At 75.2% G+C, this 15,979-nt stretch carries 9 protein-coding genes, 4 pseudogenes and 1 riboswitch; of the genes and pseudogenes, 6 read left to right on the top strand and 7 right to left on the bottom strand.

What is annotated here, in order from left to right:
* Positions 1–104: 104 nt before the first annotated feature.
* Positions 105–557: an Hsp20/alpha crystallin family protein gene (locus tag AC1VL8_RS04710; RefSeq protein WP_483074343.1), complete on the top strand. Its 453-nt coding sequence runs from the start codon at positions 105–107 to the stop codon at positions 555–557.
* Positions 558–642: 85 nt separating this feature from the next.
* Here the strand turns inward: AC1VL8_RS04710 and metE are convergent.
* A pseudogene (gene metE / locus AC1VL8_RS04705) lies at positions 643–2,989 on the bottom strand (5-methyltetrahydropteroyltriglutamate--homocysteine S-methyltransferase).
* A gap of 8 nt (positions 2,990–2,997) precedes the next feature.
* The gene (locus AC1VL8_RS04700) at positions 2,998–4,047 is read right to left on the bottom strand and encodes a methylenetetrahydrofolate reductase (RefSeq protein ID WP_483074342.1); all 1,050 of its coding nucleotides are present in this window, start codon (positions 4,045–4,047) and stop codon (positions 2,998–3,000) included.
* Between the two features lie 5 nt (positions 4,048–4,052).
* Positions 4,053–4,148, bottom strand: a riboswitch (SAM riboswitch).
* Between the two features lie 149 nt (positions 4,149–4,297).
* On the opposite strand from AC1VL8_RS04700, the gene AC1VL8_RS04695 reads away from it, so the two are divergent.
* The 4 genes and pseudogenes from AC1VL8_RS04695 to AC1VL8_RS04680 all read left to right on the top strand — a co-directional run bounded on the left by AC1VL8_RS04695 (position 4,298) and on the right by AC1VL8_RS04680 (position 7,462).
* Complete coding sequence (locus AC1VL8_RS04695) at positions 4,298–5,062, top strand: SDR family oxidoreductase (RefSeq protein WP_483074341.1); 765 nt, start codon at positions 4,298–4,300, stop codon at positions 5,060–5,062.
* A 4-nt stretch (positions 5,063–5,066) separates the two neighbouring features.
* On the top strand, positions 5,067–5,966 hold the full coding sequence (gene sigJ / locus AC1VL8_RS04690; protein WP_483074340.1) for an RNA polymerase sigma factor SigJ: 900 nt from the start codon (positions 5,067–5,069) through the stop codon (positions 5,964–5,966).
* A gap of 170 nt (positions 5,967–6,136) precedes the next feature.
* Positions 6,137–7,018: pseudogene (locus AC1VL8_RS04685) on the top strand (SMP-30/gluconolactonase/LRE family protein); the annotation flags it as partial.
* Positions 7,019–7,138: 120 nt separating this feature from the next.
* The gene (locus AC1VL8_RS04680; protein WP_483074339.1) at positions 7,139–7,462 is read left to right on the top strand and encodes a hypothetical protein; all 324 of its coding nucleotides are present in this window, start codon (positions 7,139–7,141) and stop codon (positions 7,460–7,462) included.
* 36 nt (positions 7,463–7,498) lie between these two features.
* Here the strand turns inward: AC1VL8_RS04680 and AC1VL8_RS04675 are convergent, their stop codons facing one another.
* The 3 genes from AC1VL8_RS04675 to AC1VL8_RS04665 all read right to left on the bottom strand — a co-directional run bounded on the left by AC1VL8_RS04675 (position 7,499) and on the right by AC1VL8_RS04665 (position 8,789).
* Complete coding sequence (locus tag AC1VL8_RS04675; protein WP_389234518.1) at positions 7,499–7,876, bottom strand: hypothetical protein; 378 nt, start codon at positions 7,874–7,876, stop codon at positions 7,499–7,501.
* The gene (locus tag AC1VL8_RS04670) at positions 7,873–8,082 is read right to left on the bottom strand and encodes a ribonuclease PH (RefSeq protein WP_483074338.1); all 210 of its coding nucleotides are present in this window, start codon (positions 8,080–8,082) and stop codon (positions 7,873–7,875) included. The genes AC1VL8_RS04675 and AC1VL8_RS04670 overlap by 4 nt, the downstream gene beginning before the upstream one ends.
* Positions 8,083–8,183: 101 nt before the next feature.
* Positions 8,184–8,789 (bottom strand): DNA-3-methyladenine glycosylase I, encoded by a 606-nt coding sequence (locus AC1VL8_RS04665; RefSeq protein WP_483074337.1) that lies wholly within the window; start codon positions 8,787–8,789, stop codon positions 8,184–8,186.
* Positions 8,790–9,040: 251 nt separating this feature from the next.
* On the opposite strand from AC1VL8_RS04665, the pseudogene AC1VL8_RS04660 reads away from it, so the two are divergent.
* Positions 9,041–10,427 (top strand): annotated as a pseudogene (locus tag AC1VL8_RS04660) (MFS transporter).
* Positions 10,428–10,560: 133 nt separating this feature from the next.
* Here AC1VL8_RS04660 and AC1VL8_RS04655 read toward each other — a convergent pair.
* Together AC1VL8_RS04655 and hrpA are read right to left on the bottom strand one after the other, a co-directional pair.
* Entirely contained in the window at positions 10,561–11,298 is a 738-nt protein-coding gene (locus tag AC1VL8_RS04655; protein ID WP_483074336.1) for an NYN domain-containing protein, read from the bottom strand.
* Between the two features lie 72 nt (positions 11,299–11,370).
* Positions 11,371–15,787 (bottom strand): annotated as a pseudogene (gene hrpA, locus AC1VL8_RS04650) (ATP-dependent RNA helicase HrpA).
* Positions 15,788–15,979 lie beyond the last annotated feature (192 nt).

Raw genomic sequence — 15,979 nt, 5'->3', positions numbered from 1 at the left:
AGTGCTAGAACAGGTCGCGTAGCCCCTTCCGGTGCGACCAGGCGCCGGGGGAGTACCCGGTCCCGGACCGCCCGGGACCACGCTCGTGAGGGAGGTGACGGGCTGTGGCTACGCGATTCGACCCGTTCCAGGAGATGGACCGCCTGATGGGGCAGGTGCTCGGTGCGCAGCGCGCGTCGGCCTCGATGCCGATGGACCTGTACCGCGCCGGCGACCACTACGTCCTGCACGTCGACCTGCCGGGTGCCGACCCGGGCTCGATCGACGTGAGCGTGGACGACCGCACCCTGACGATCCGGGCGCAGCGGACCGCGCGCACCGAGGACGGCGTGCAGTGGCTGGCCAAGGAGCGCCCGGTCGGGACCTACGCGCGGCAGCTCACCGTCGGCCGGGGCCTGGACCTCGACGCGATCTCGGCGTCCTACGCGGACGGCGTCCTCACGCTGACGATCCCCGTCGCGGAGGAGGCCCGGCCGCGCCGCATCGAGGTCGCGACCGGATCCGCGCAGACGACCATCGAGGCCGGCAGCGAGACCCCGCAGCACGCGGCCGGCTGACGGCCGACCGACCTGTCGGCCCACCGACCGCGGCCCCGGCCCCCACGACGGGGGACCGGGGCCGCGGCGCGTCGGCGGGACCGGGTCAGGCGGTCGGCACCGCCAGCGACGCGCGGACCGTGCGCGTCGCCGCCAGCACGTGCTCCAGCGACGGGGTGACCTCGGCGTAGCGCCGGGTCTTGAGACCGCAGTCGGGGTTGACCCACAGCTGGGCGGGGTCGACCACGCGCACCGCCGCCGCCAGCAGCTCGGTCACCTCGGCCTCGGACGGCACCCGCGGGGAGTGGATGTCGTAGACGCCGGGGCCGATGCCGCGCGGGTAGCCCTCGCTGGCGATGTCGGCCAGGATCTCCATCTTCGACCGGGCTGCCTCGATGGACGTCACGTCGGCGTCCAGGCCGTCGATCGCCGCGAAGATCTCGCCGAACTCCGAGTAGCACAGGTGCGTGTGGATCTGCGTGTCCGGGCGCACCCCCGCGGTCGCGAGCCGGAACGACGCCACCGACCAGTCGAGGTACGCGGCGTGGTCGTCGGCGCGCAGCGGCAGCAGCTCGCGCAGGGCGGGCTCGTCGACCTGCACGATCGCGGTGCCCGCGGCCTCCAGGTCGGCGATCTCGTCGCGCAGTGCCAGGGCGACCTGGTTGGCGGTGTCGGCCAGCGGCTGGTCGTCGCGGACGAACGACCAGGCGAGGATCGTCACCGGGCCGGTGAGCATGCCCTTGACCGGCTTCGGGGTGAGCGACTGGGTGTAGGTGGTCCACGGCACGGTGATCGGCGCCGGGCGGGACACGTCGCCCCAGAGGATCGACGGCCGGGTGCAGCGCGACCCGTACGACTGCACCCAGCCGTTGCGGGTGACCGCGAACCCGTCGAGGTTCTCGGCGAAGTACTGCACCATGTCGTTGCGCTCGGGCTCGCCGTGCACCAGCACGTCCAGGCCGATCTGCTCCTGCAGCTCGACGACGCGGCGCACCTCGGCGCGCATCTCGTCCTCGTACTGCTCGGTGGTCAGGTCACCCCGCGTGAACGCGGCGCGGGCGTGCCGGATCTCCGGGGTCTGCGGGAACGAGCCGATCGTCGTCGTCGGCAGCGCCGGCAGCCGGAGCCGCTCGGCCTGCGCGGCGCGACGGGTCTCGAAGTCGCCGCGGCGGAACGCGTCGGCGGACAGGCCGGCGAGCCGGTCGCGGACCTCGGGCCGGACCACGCCGGGCGCCTCGGCACGCGAGCGGCGCGCGTCGGCGGCCGCGAGCAGCTCGGCGTGCACGGCCTCGCGGCCCTCGGTCAGGCCGGTCGCGAGCGTGACGACCTCGACGGTCTTCTGGTCGGCGAACGCGAGCCAGGACCGCAGCGTCGGGTCGAGCTGCGGCTCGTCCTCGACGTCGTGCGGCACGTGGAACAGCGACGTGGACGTGCCGACCGCGACCTGGCGGGCGCCCAGGCCCTCCAGCCGCTCCAGGCCGCCGAGCGCCGCGTCGAGGTCCGCGCGCCAGATGTTGTGACCGTCGACGACGCCGCCGACCAGCACCTTGCCCGCCAGCCCGGGGACGGGTCCCGCCGGGACGGAGCCGCGGACGAGGTCGAGCGCCAGGCCCTCGACGTCGGTGGCCGCGAGCACCGGCAGCGCGTCGCGCAGGTCGCCGTACGGGGCGGCCACCAGCACCGCGGGCCGCTCGGCGGCGGGCAGGTCGGTCGCGAGCACGCGGTACGCCTCCGCCGCGGCGGCGAGCAGGCGGTCGGCGGGCACACCCGTGGAGTCGGACACCAGCGCCGGCTCGTCCAGCTGCACCCAGGTCGCGCCGGCCCGCGCGAGGTCGCGGAGCAGCTCGACGTACACGGGCAGCACGTCGGCGAGCCGGTCCAGCGGGTGGAAGCCCTCGGGGGCGTCCTCGGTGGGCTTCGCGAGCGCCAGGTACGTCACCGGTCCGACGAGCACCGGTCGGGTCAGCACGCCGTCGGCGAGGCCCTCGGCGAACTCGCGCACCGGGCGGTCGCTCGCGTACCGGAAGGCCGTCGCCGGGCCGATCTCCGGGACCAGGTAGTGGTAGTTCGAGTCGAACCACTTGGTCATCTCGAGCGGCAGGTCGTCGCCGCGGCCGCGCGCCACCGTGGAGTAGCCCGCGAGGTCCAGGGCGCCGTCGGTCGCCAGGTCGGCGAACCGCTCCGGCACGGCGCCGAGCACGGCGGTCGCGTCGAGCACCTGGTCGTAGAAGGAGAACGCGCTCGGGATGGCGGGGAGCCGGGTGTCGAGCCCGAGCTCCGCGAGCCGGGTGCGGGTCCGGCGGCGCAGGTCCGCGGCGGTGGCCTCGACCTCCTCGGCGCTCGCGCGGCCGGCCCAGAACGCCTCCAGGGCCTTCTTCAGCTTCCCGGCGGGGTCCGATGCGCGGGTAGCCCAGGACGGTGCCGGACGGGAAGGGGTGGGTCTGCTCGGTCATCTCTCGCCTCAGGTGGTGGGGACAGGGGTCAGGTGGTCGTCGGTCGCGACGGCGGCGCGCGCGGGCGGCCCGTCGCCACCCAGGCCGGCGCCCTCGAGGAGGTCGAGCGCGGGGCCGTGGGTGTTGAACGTGTAGAGGTGGATCCCCGGCGCGCCGCCGTCGAGCACGGCGTGCGCGAGGTCGACGCCGAGCCGGGTGCCCACGCGGTGCCGCCGCGCGACGTCCGCGGGGTCGTCGCCGTCGAACGCGTCGAGCCGGTCCAGGACGTCCGCGGGGACGGGCACCCCGGTCAGCTGGGCCACGCGGCGCAGCCGGGCGGGGTCGGTCATCGGGATGATCCCCGGGATCACCGGGATCGTGACGCCCGCGTCGCGGGCGAGCTCCAGCAGCTCGCGGTAGGACGCGGCGTCGTAGAACACCTGGGTGATCGCGAAGTCCGCGCCGGCCTCCTGCTTGGCCAGCAGCGCCGCGACGTCCTGCTCCCGCGTGCTGCCGGCTCCGGGGTTGCCCCGGGGGAACGCCGCGACGGCGACGGACAGGTGCCGGGTCGCGGCGCGGACCGCCTGCGCGGGGCTGCTCGCGCAGCGACGGGCCTCGACCTCGCGGAGCAGGCGGACCAGGGCGGCCGCGGTGGGCAGGCCGTCGGGGTGCGGGGCCCAGGAGCCGTCGGCGGGCGGGTCGCCGCGCAGCGCCAGGAACGACCGCACGCCCTCGTCCAGGAACTCCTCGACGGTCGCGGCCAGGTCCTCCCGCGACGCGGCGACGCACGTGAGGTGGGCGATCGGGTTCAGCGAGGTCTCCCGCAGCAGGCGGCGGACGAGGGCGCGGGTGGTGTCCCGCGTGCTGCCGGACGCGCCGTAGGTGACCGAGACGAAGTCGGGCCGGACGGCGGCGAGCTGCTGCACGGTCGACCACAGCCGCGGCGCGGCGTCGGGGTTCCGGGGCGGGAACAGCTCGAAGGACACGGTCGGCCGGTCGACGGCGCCGAGGCCGTCGACCACGGCGGCGCGCGGGTGGTCGAGGTCGTGCGGGTGCACGGGTACGTCGTGACTGCTCATCGTCAGCTCCATCGGACCTGGCGGAAGCACCCACACCCTCACGGGGAGGGGGGTTGCTGCGACGTCGTCGAGCCAGGTCTCTCGGTCGCTCTGGATGGTGCGGCCACAGTAGGGCGGCTCCGGCGGGGCGTCCAGTGCCCCTGACGCGTCACGTAGTGGTGGCGCGCGTCACACCCGCTCACATCGTGGGCCGCTGCGTCGTCCAGGGGGTGAGCGGGCCCGCCGGGCCCGCACGACGGAGGGACCGGACATGCGGATCGTGGTGGTCGGGGGAGCAGGACTGGTCGGGGCGCGGCTGGTGACCGTGCTGCGCGGGCGGGGGCACGACGCCGTGGCCGCGTCGCGCCGCACCGGAGTGGACACGTGGACGGGTGCCGGGCTCGCCGCGGCGGTGGCCGGGGCGGAGGTCGTCGTGGACGCGACGAACACCCCCGACTTCACCCGGGCGGGCGAGTTCTTCCCGGCGTCGGCGGTCCACATCGCGGACGCCGCGGCCGGCGCCGGGGTGCGGCGGTCGGTGCTGCTGTCGGTCGTGGGGGTCGACCGGGTGCCGGGCAACCCGTACTTCGCGGCGAAGGTCGCCCAGGAGCGGGCGGCGGTGGCCGGGGACGTCCCGACGACGGTGCTGCGGGCGACGCAGTTCTTCGAGTTCGCCGACGCGGTGGCGGACCAGGGCACCGTCGACGGACGGGTCCGGGTCGGGGCCGACGTGGTGCGGCCCGTGGCGGTGGACGACGTGGTCGACGTGCTCGCGGACCTGGCGACGGGCACGGGCGGACAGGCGGGTCGGGTGGACGTCGCGGGGCCGGAGCGGATGCCCACCGACGTCTGGGTCCGCCGGGTGCTCACCGCCGCCGGCGACCCCCGCGAGGTGCAGGTCGACCCCGCGGCGGACCCGTTCGGCACCGGGGGCACGCCCGGTGCGCTGGTGCCGTCCGACGCGCCCGACGCCGGGGTGGCGGTCCGGACCGCCACCACGACCCTGGCCACCTGGCTCGCCGCTCGGGCACGCTGAGCCGGTGACCGACGACGACGCCCTCGTGGCCGCGGTCGAGGGCGAGCGGCGGCACCTGCTGGCCCTGGCCTACCGGATGCTCGGCACGCTCGCGGACGCCGAGGAGGCGGTCCAGGAGACCTACGTCCGCTGGTACCGCATGGACCCGCGCGACCGCGAGGCCGTGGTGTCCCCGCGCGCCTGGCTGACCCGCGTGGCCGGGCGGGTGTGCCTGGACGTCCTCGGCTCGGCCCGGGCACGCCGCGAGCGGTACGTCGGGGAGTGGCTGCCGGAGCCGCTGCCCGGCGCCGCGCCGCTCGCGGGCGCGCCGGCGGTCGACCCCGCGGACCGGGTCACCCTCGACGAGGCGGTCGGCAGCGCGCTGCTGGTCGTGCTCGAGCGGCTGACCCCGGCCGAGCGGGTGGCGTTCGTCCTGCACGACGTGTTCGGCACGCCGTTCGCGGAGATCGCGGAGGTGGTCGGCCGGTCGTCCGCGGCGACCCGGCAGCTCGCGACGTCCGCGCGCCGCAAGGTGCACGCGCACCCGGCCCTGGACACCGCACCCGCCGCGCACGCGGAGGTGACCCGCGCGTTCGCCGCAGCGGCCACCGGCGGTGACCTCGGTGCGCTCGTCGCGCTGCTCGACCCGGCGGTCGAGCTGCGGGCCGACGGCGGCGGGCACGTGTCCGCCGCCCGCCGCCCCGTGGTCGGCGCGGACCGGGTCGCCCGGTTCCTGCTCGGCGTGCTGGCCAAGAACCCCGGGGCGGCACTCGAGCCGGCGGCGTCGGTCGACGGTCCCGTGCTCCTGCTGCGGCACGCCGGACTGCTGCTGGGCGTGGTGTCCGTCGGCGTCGCGGCCGGGGCGGTCGTCGACGTGTGGATCGTGCTCAACCCGGAGAAGCTCACCGCCTGGTCGGGCGTCTGAGGCGCGGGACCGCCGAGCCCGTGCCATCGTGCGGGGGATGACTCCCGTCGACCTGTCCACGCTGCCCCGTCCCGCCGCCCGCGACCGCCTCGACGTCCGCGACCTGACGACGGGGGCCCGGACCGACGGGGAGGTGGTGGGCGACCAGCGCGCGGGAGCTCGGCGAGCGCCCGCTCTGGGACGCCCGGACCGGGACGCTCGTCTGGGTCGACATCGACGGTCGCGCCGTGCACCGCTGGGCGGACGCCGACCCCGACCGGGACGGCGTCCTCAGCACCCCGTCGCCGGTGGGCCTCGCGTGGCCGGCCGCGTCGGGCGGGCTGCTGCTGGCCACCGCCGACGGGCTCGGCGTGCACGACGGCACCCGGCTCGGTCCGCTGACCCGACCGGACGGCATGCCCGCGGACTACCGGTTCAACGACGGCGCGTGCGACGGGGCCGGGCGGCTCTGGATCACGACGATGCCCCGCGCCGGTGTCGCCGGGGACGGCGTGGTGCACCGGGTCGTCGCGGACCCGGACCCGGACGCGGGGCCGGGCGTGCTGCGGGTCGAGACGCCGTTCACCGGTGTGGGGATCGGCAACGGCCTGGGGTGGAGCCCCGACGGCGGGACGCTCTACCTCACCGACACCTGGACGCGCGTGGTCTACCGGGCGACGTACGACGGGGGAACCGGGGTGCCGGGCACGCCGGAGCCGTTCCTGGCGCTCGCGGACGGCGGGCCGCGTCCGGACGGCACCACCGTCGACGCCGAGGGCGGGCTGTGGGTGGCGCTGTACGGCGGCGGGCACGTGCTCCGGTTCGACGCGGACGGCACCCCGCGCGGCGCGTACGCGGTGCCGACGCCGAACGTCACGTGCGCGGGGTTCGGCGCGCCCGGGTCCGGCGACCTGTTCGTCACCACGGCGTCGACCGGCGGGTCCGGGACGGGCGGCGACGCCCTGCCCGGTCCCCCGAACACGGAGCAGCGCCTGGGTGGGGCGGTGCTGCGGTTCGCGGTGGACGTCGACGGGTCGCCGGTGCGCGCGTTCCAGGACGTCGCGGCGCGCTGAGCCGGCCGGTGCGCGCCGTGCGGGTGCGTGCCGCCGCGCGGGTGACTGCGGAGCCGCCGCGGTCGGGATCCCGCTAGGGTCGCCCCGGCGCGGCGCCGGCCGCGGCCGTCGACGACAGGGGTGGCAGTGATCTTCTTCGGCTGGGGACGCAAGAACGTGTCGCGGCAGGTGAGCCCGACGCAGGCGCTCGTGCTGAACTACGGGTACTTCCACTTCTTCTGGCTGTTCCAGGTGGCGTTCGGGTACCGGTACGCGCTCGCGACCGCGACCGACCAGGGGTGGGCCACGCGGCCGCTGTCCCCGGAGGAGGTCGCCGCGTCCGGTGCGGACCGCGAGGTGACGGTGGCCTGGTGGTGGCGCTGGGGGCTGTTCGTCGGGCTCGGCGCGCTGGCGCTGACGATCGTGGTGTCCGTCGTCATCTCGTCGCTGACCGCCTCGTACTGACGGGCGGTCACGCGCACCCCTGCGCCGGGGCGCGCGTCAGGCGGTGAGCAGCTGGTGCGCGCGCTGGTGCGACACGCCCAGCACCGTGCCGACGTCCCGGACCGAGAGCCCGGCCTCGCGCAGCGCGCGGGCTGCGGCCCTCGACTCGCGCGCTGCCGCGCTGTTCGCCCGCTGCGCCTGCTCGCGGTAGCGGGCGGCGAGCTCGACGTGCTCGTCGACGGTGGGCGGCACCACCGGCTGGAGGACGATCTCGACGTCGCTCGGCTCGACCTGGGCGACGAAGGCGATGGCCTCACGCATCGCGTCGTCCGCCTGGTCGAGCCGGGCCACCTCGGACAGGGCTCCGGGGACCTCGACGCACTGCAGCAGCCACCACCGTCGGCCCCGCTCGGCCGTCACCGTGTACCGGGTCATCGCCACCATCCCTTCCCGAGCACGTCCGCGAACTGGCCGAAGAACCGGCGGGCGGTGACGTCGTCGATCTCGGAGTGCCGGCCGAGTGTCGACCGGACCTCGCCCACCACGACGCCCGTGTGGTTGGTGAGCTCCACCGTCCGGTAGGGCAGGCCCGCCGACTTCGCCGCGCGCTGGATGCGACGCAGCACCGCCGTCCGCTTCATCAGGGTAGTCCTCCCTGGGGTAGACTTGCAAGGCAATTCCGCACTAGACACGCGCGTCGACCGCGTGCGGGACGTTGCCCGTCCCTGACGGGCGTGTGGTGTCAGTCGCCCGTGCGGGCCAGCACGACCGGGCACCCCGCCAGGTGGTCGTCGACCATCCCGCACGCCTGCATCGCCGCGTAGGCCGTCGTCGGGCCGACGAACCGGAAGCCGAGCCGCTTGAGCTCCTTGGCCAGCGCCACCGACTCCGGCGTGCTGGCCGGGACGTCCGCGAACGAGCGCGGCCGGTCGGCCTCGTCGCGCGGCGGCGCGGCGGACCAGAACACGTCGTCGAGCGTGCGGCCCGCGGCGTGCAGGTCCAGCAGCGCGCGGGCGTTGGCGATCGCGGCGGTGATCTTCGCCCGGTTCCGGATGATGCCGGTGTCGGCCATCAGCCGCTCGACGTCGTGCTCGTCGTAGCCGGCCACGACCTCGGCGTCGAAGTCCGCGAACGCCGCCCGGAAGCCCTCGCGCTTGCGGAGCACCGTGATCCAGGCGAGACCGGACTGGAACGCCTCGAGGGTCATCCGCTCGTACAGCGCGCGGTCGCCGTGCACGGGCACGCCCCACTCGTCGTCGTGGTACGCCTCGTACAGCGGGTCGCCGTCGCCAAAGCAGCGGCGTGCCGGGGCGACGGGTCCGGGGTCGAGGGCGTCGGTGCTGGTCATGGCTGCCACTCTGCCGCACCGGCCCGACACGCCCGCCCGTGCGCGCACAGCCCTCGCGCTCCGAGTGGCTGTGGACGCCCGCGGAGGCACCGTCCATTCCGTGGACGCGCTCTGTCTGCTGGCTGAGACGGCGTAAGGTCGCAGACGCGCTGGAGCACCGACCGTCCCGGGGCCGACCTGCGAGCCGACCGTCACCGACGTCCGCCGGTGCCGGCGTGCCCGCCACCGCCGCACCACCGGAGTCGACCCGCATGTCCGCCACCGCAGCGCCCACCGCCACGCCGGCCGAGAGCCGGCCGCTGAACTCGCCGTCGCGCGTCATCGCCGCGAGCCTCGTGGGCACCACCATCGAGTTCTACGACTTCTACGTGTACGCGACCGCCGCGGTGCTCGTGTTCCCCAAGCTTGTTCTTCCCCACCGGCAACGACACCACCGCGCTGCTCGCGTCGTTCGCCGTGTTCGGCGCCGCGATGATCGCCCGGCCCGTCGGCGCGGTGTTCTACGGCCACCTCGGCGACCGGCGCGGCCGCAAGACGACGCTCGTCTACTCGTTGCTGACGATGGGCATCGCGACGTTCCTGATCGGCGTGCTGCCGACGTTCGACCACATCGGCGTCTCCGCGGCGGTGCTGCTGCTGGTGCTGCGGCTCGCCCAGGGCTTCGCGCTCGGCGGCGAGTGGTCCGGCGCGGCGCTGGTCGCCACCGAGAACGCCCCCGCCGGCAAGCGCGCCTGGTACGGCACGTTCCCGCAGCTCGGCGCCCCGCTCGGCTTCATCATCGCGAACGGCATCTTCCTCGTCATCAACGGCGTGCTCGGCCAGGGCTCTGCGGCGTTCATGTCGTGGGGCTGGCGCGTGCCGTTCCTGTTCTCGGCCGTCATGGTGATCATCGGCCTGTGGGTCCGGCTGCGGCTGGTCGAGTCGGAGGCGTTCTCCGCGGCCGAGAAGAAGGGCCGGATCACCAAGATCCCGCTCGGCACGACGCTGCGGTACCACTGGCGCGAGACGATCCTCGGCACGTTCATCATGCTGGCGACCTACGTGCTGTTCTACCTGATGACGAACTTCACGCTGACGTTCGGCACTCGCGCGGTCGCGCCCGAGGACGGCGAGCCCGGCGGCCTCGGCATCCCCTACGTGCACTTCGTGCTCATGCAGATCATCGGCGTGATCTTCTTCGGCATCTTCACGATGCTGTCCGGCCCGCTCGCGGACCGGGTCGGCCGGCGCGAGCTGCTCATCGGGGTGACGTCGCTGATCATCGTGTTCGGGCTGTCGTTCGGGCTGTTCCTGACCGTCCGCGAGGACCTGGTCTTCACCGGCGCGCTGACGCAGGCGTTCCTGGTGCTCGGGTTCATGCTGATGGGCGCGACGTTCGGCCCGATGGGCGCGCTGCTGCCCGAGCTGTTCCCGACCAACGTCCGCTACACGGGCTCGGCGGTCGCGTACAACGTGTCGTCGATCCTCGGTGCGGCGCTCGCGCCGATCGTCGCGCTGGCCCTGTGGGCGGCGGCGGACGGCGGGACGTGGCTGGTCGGCGTGTACCTGTCGGCGATGGGCGTCCTCACCCTGGTCGCGCTGCTCCTGTCCAAGGAGACGAAGGACCAGGACTACGCGCGGCTCTCGCACGAGGGCTGAGGCCGCGCGGTCCGCGCCCACCGGCACGTCCGGCACCGCGCTCGTGGGCCGGGAAGGCAGAGAAAAACCCGGCCCACGAGGGACCGGGTGAGTTATGTGCACCACTATACAGGACCATCGGCCGCGGGCGACCTCACCATCTCGGTGGGCGCGTGTACCCGCCCACCGTCTCCGGGAGCTGGTGCGCTGTGAAGTCGGCGAGGCCGAGGCGCCGCCACCAGTGCCGCCCGGCGCCGTCGTCCGGGCGGCCTCGGAGGTCGCCGGCGTGGTGACCTCCTCGCGGGTTCACCACGCCGAGTGGGATGCGGGTCCGGACGAGCTGGACGGGGTACTTCAGATCCGAGTCGTTCGACACCACGACCGCGGCGTCGATCCGCCCGCTCAGCGCGTCGACCAGGAGGTGCGAGGCGACGTTGACGTCACTGCCCTTCTCCTCCTGGTGGAGGGTCGACACCATGAACAGGGCGTCCGGCTGCGCGGTGCCGAGAGCCGACTGCACCATGATCGGCCAGTCCGCCCGCACGAGCGTCGGCGCCGCCGCGGGCGTCGGGCCCCTGACGGCCAGGGGACGCGCACGGACCCCGGTGACGTACTTGCCGTACTCGATGTGGTCGACGCTCGCGGAGGCCAGCAGCGCCTTGAGGTAGACGTCCTGCTCGGCGTGGCCCTCGGGGTTGATCCGTGCGTCGATGCGCGCCGTGCAGTACACGATCCGCTCGATCGACGCCCCGGGCCACCCGCGCTGGGCGCCGACGACGTCCGACAGCAGGCTGCGGACGTCCAGCCACTTCCAGCGCGCCGTGCTCGACGCAGCGAGATGCCGCCCCCCGTAGTAGAGGTTGTACCCGTCCACGTAGATGCCCACCCGCATCCCGTGACCGTATCGGCCCGATGAGGGGACGGGCGGGCGCTCCGACCACCTACGCAGACCCCGGACCGCGCCTCACGCCAGGGCGGACAGGGCCTTGCGGATGCGCTTCTCGCTGACCGGCGTCGGGGTGCCGAGCTGCTGGGCGAACAGGCTGACGCGGAGCTCCTCGAGCAGCCAGCGGACCTCGTCGAGCGCGGCCAGGTCGGCGGGGACCAGCGTCCGGGACGTGACGCGGGCCCGGGTCTGGCCGAGCAGCTGCTCCAGGTCGCGCACCTGCCAGGCGAGCTGCTCGTCGCGCGCCGGGTTGTCGCCGGCCTTGTCGAGGCGGCGGGCGGCGGCGCGCAGGTAGCGGGCGAGGTGCGGCAGCCGCTCGGCCCCGGTCTCGGCGACGAACCCGTCGTGCACCAGCGCCTCGGCCTGCTGCTTCACGTCCTGGACCGCGCCGAGCAGCGCGAGCGACCGGGTGCCGCGGACCGCGCCGTCGAGGTCCCGGGCGGCGGCGAGCACCGCGACGAGGTCGCCGACGACGCCGTGCACCGTGTCCTCCAGCCCGGCCCGGACGGCGGTGCGCGCGGCGGCGTAGGTGTCCGCGGTGCGGACCGAGGTCGCCGGGCGGTCGCCGAGGTGCGCGGTCAGGAGCCGGTCGACGGCGGCGAGCTGCACATCCGTGACCAGCGCGTCCGTGCTCGGGTACGGGCTGGCTGCGAGCGTCAGCGCCTGCGTCCCCGTCCACCGGCTGGTGATCCGGCCCGCGGGCAGGCCGACGTCGAGCAGCAGCAGCCGGCGCAGGCCCGCGCGGTGCCGGACGGCCTGCTCGCCGGCGTCGGCCAGCACCTCCACCCGGACCCGCACGCCGGACGGTCCGCCGTGCTCGACGAGCGCGGGGTAGCCGCGGACGGTCAGGCCGCTCGGGTCCTGGGTCTCGACCCGCTCGGGCAGCGCGCCGCCCGGCAGGTCCGGCCACGTGGTGAGGTCGGTGCCGTCGAAGCCGGGCAGGGCCGGGGTCGGCGCGGGTCGTCGGCCGGGCACCGGAGCCGTGGGTGCCGGTGCGGCGCCGCCGGCTGCGCGGGCGTCCGCCATCGCGTCCCGGACCGCGGTGCGGACGGCGCTGCTCACCGCGTCCTGGGTGCGCGCGGCGAGCCGGCGCTGCAGCACGGCCAGCTCCTTGCCCTCGTCGACGACCCGACCCCGGTCGTCGACCACGCGGAACGTGACCCGCAGGTGCGGGGGCAGCTTCTCGGCGTCGAACGCGTCCGCCGGGACGTCGACGTCGCGCAGCGCCCGCACCGCCTGCCGGAACGCGTCGTGGAACGACGGCGCGGCGTCGGCGGCCCGGACCGTGTCGGCCCAGGAGGCGGCGTGCGCGTCCAGCCAGGCCACCACGTCGCGCGCCACGTCCGGCGCCGGGACGAGCTGGACCCGGACCGGCTTCGGCAGGGCGCGGATCGTGGCGGTCGCCAGCTCCTCGCGCAGCCCCGGGACCATCCAGTCGAACCCCTCGGGCCGGACCCGTGCGAGCGCGACGAGCGGCACGTGCACGGTGACGCCGTCCGCGTCGGTGCCGGGCTGGAACTGGTAGGTCAGCGGCAGCTCCAGGTCGCCCTGCGGCCACGTCGACGGGAACGACGACTCGTCGACACCGGAGTCGTCCGCGACCAGCAGCTCGCGCGTGAACGTCAGCAGGTCCGGGTGCTCGCGCCGGGCGCCCTTCCACCACTGGTCGAAGTGCCGCGCCGACACGACGTCCTCGGGGATGCGCTCGTCGTAGAACGCGAACAGCGCGTCGTCGTCGACGACCAGGCCGCGGCGACGGGACCGGGCCTCCAGGTCCTCCGCCTCGTCGAGGAGCCGGCGGTTCTCCGCGAAGAACGCGTGGTGGGTGGTCCAGTCGCCCTCGACGAGCGCGTGCCGGATGAACAGCTCGCGCGCGTGCTCGGCGTCGACCTTGGCGAACAGGACGCGGCGGCCGGTGACGATCGGGACGCCGTAGAGCATCACCCGCTCGACGGCCATCGCGGCGCCCTGCTTGGACGACCACGACGGCTCGGAGTAGGAGCGCTTGACCAGGTGCGACGCCAGGTCCTCCGCCCACTCCGGCTGGATGCGCGCGGCGTCCCGCGCCCACAGGCGCGAGGTCTCGACGAGCTCGCCCGCCATGATCCAGGCCGGCGGCTTCTTCGCGAGGCCCGAGCCCGGGAAGATCGCGAACCGGGCACCGCGCGCGCCCAGGTACTCGTTGCGGCCCCGACGGTCCGGGGCGCGGCCGTCGCGACCGCCCTGCTGACGGCCCTTCGCGGCGCCGCCGCCGGTGAGGTCGGAGGCCTCCTGCATGCCGATCTGGGAGAGCAGCCCGGCCAGCAGCGCCACGTGCACGCGGTCGCCGTCCCACTCGAGGCGCAGCGCGCCGCGGCCCTCGGTGGCCGGGTCGCGGTCGGCGGCCAGGTCCCGGTCGGTCTGCCGCGGGGGGTTCACGGCGATCCCGAGCGGCTTGGCCATCTCCTTGAGCTGCGTGACGACGTCCTGCCACTCCCGCAGCCGCAGGTAGTTGAGGTGCTCCGCCTTGCACATCCGCCGGAACGCCGACCCGGACAGGTCGCGCTGGGCGTCCCGCACGTACTGCCACAGGTTCAGGTACGACAGGAAGTCCGACGACGGGTCGGCGAACCGCGCGTGCAGCTGGTCGGCGTGCGCGCGGTTCTCGACGGGACGCTCGCGGGGGTCCTGGATCGACAGCGCGGCCGCGATGACCATGACCTCGCGCGCGACACCACGCCGCCCGCCCTCGACGATCATCCGCGCGAGCCGCGGGTCCATCGGCAGCTGCGCCAGGGCGCGGCCGGTGTCGGTGAGCCGCGTGCCGGCGGGTCCCGCGTCCAGCGCGTTCAGCTCGGTGAGCAGCTGCACGCCGTCGCGCACGGCCCGCGTGTCCGGCGGGTCGACGAACGGGAACGCCGCGACGTCGTCCGGCCCGGTCGCGACGCCCGCGGAGATCATCTGCAGGATCACGGACGCCAGCGACGTGCGCAGGATCTCCGGCTCGGTGAACCGGGGCCGGGAACCGAAGTCGTCCTCGGAGTACAACCGGATCGCGATGCCGTCGGCGACGCGCCCGCACCGGCCGGACCGCTGGTTCGCGGACGCCTGCGAGATCGGCTCGATCGGCAGCCGCTGGACCTTCGTGGCCTTCGAGTACCGGGAGATGCGCGCCGTGCCCGGGTCGACGACGTACCGGATGCCCGGCACGGTCAGCGACGTCTCCGCGACGTTCGTGGCCAGCACGACCCGTCGCGTGCCGTGCTGCTGGAACACCCGGTGCTGCTCCGCGGCGGACAGCCGCCCGTACAGCGGCAGCAAGCTCGACCGCGTCCGGCCGGCGGGAGTCCTGCACCCGCACGCCCAGGTGGCCGCGCAGGGCCTCCTCCGCGTCGCGGATCTCCCGCTCGCCGGACAGGAACACCAGGACGTCGCCCGGGCCCTCGGCGCTGAGCTCGTCGACCGCCTCGCAGATCGCGGTCATCAGGTCGCGGTCCTCGGGCGGCGGCGGGGTCTTCGCGGGCGCGCCCCGGCCCGGGCCCTTCGCCGGACGCGCGGGCGTCGGGTCGTCGGGGTCGTCCGTGGGGACGTCCGGGGACAGCGGGCGGTACCGGATCTCCACCGGGTACGTGCGGCCGGTGACCTCGACCACCGGCGCGGGCACGCCATCCGGGTGCTCGGCGTCCGCGGGACCGGCGAAGTGCGCCGCGAACCGCGCCGAGTCGATCGTCGCGGACGTGATGACGACCTTCAGGTCCGGGCGCCGCGGCAGCAGCTGCGCCAGGTACCCGAGGATGAAGTCGATGTTGAGGGACCGCTCGTGCGCCTCGTCGATGATCAGCGTGTCGTACGCCCGCAGCTCCGGGTCCCGCTGGATCTGCGCGAGCAGGATGCCGTCGGTCATCACCTTGACGAGCGTCCGCTCCGACGACTCGTCGGTGAACCGCACCTGGTAGCCGACCAGCTCGCCGATGCTGGTGCCGAGCTCCTCGGCGATCCGCTCCGCGACCGTGCGCGCCGCGATCCGGCGGGGCTGGGTGTGGCCGATCTGACCGTCCCGGCCGAGACCGAGCTCGAGGGCGATCTTCGGCAGCTGGGTGGTCTTCCCGGAGCCGGTCTCGCCCGCGACGATCACGACCTGGTGGTCCCGGATCGCCGCGGCGATCTCCGACCGGCGGGCCGAGACCGGCAGCTGCTCCGGGTAGGTGACCGGCGGGAGGACGGCGGCGCGGCGGGCGTCGGCGAGCGCGGCGAGGCGGCGGGTCCGGTCACCGCGGGGCCGGTCACCGCGGGTCTGGTCACCGCGGGCCGGGCGCTGCCGGTCGGGCTGCTGCGACGTGGCGGTGGCCGGGCGTCGGCCGCGCCCGCCGCGTCGACGCCGGGGCCGACCCGCGCCGTCGCCGGCGTCCCCGCCACGAGGGGCGGGAGCGGGGGAGGTGGGGTCGGCGGCAGTCACGGCGGTCCATTGTCACCGCACCCGCCCCGTCCACGCGATCTCGATTCGCCGAGGGCGGATCCCGGGCCCCCGCTCCCGCCCCGCCCCCGCTCCCGCCCCGCTCCCGCCCCGCCCCCGGCCCGGTCCGCGCCGACGGCCTCGCCGAGACAGGGCCTCCGCGCCGAGACAGGACGTCTGCGGGTCCTGTCTCGG

It is taken from the genome of Cellulomonas sp. KU4C, assembly GCF_056868065.1.
This window is presented reverse-complemented; position numbering and strand designations above follow the sequence as displayed.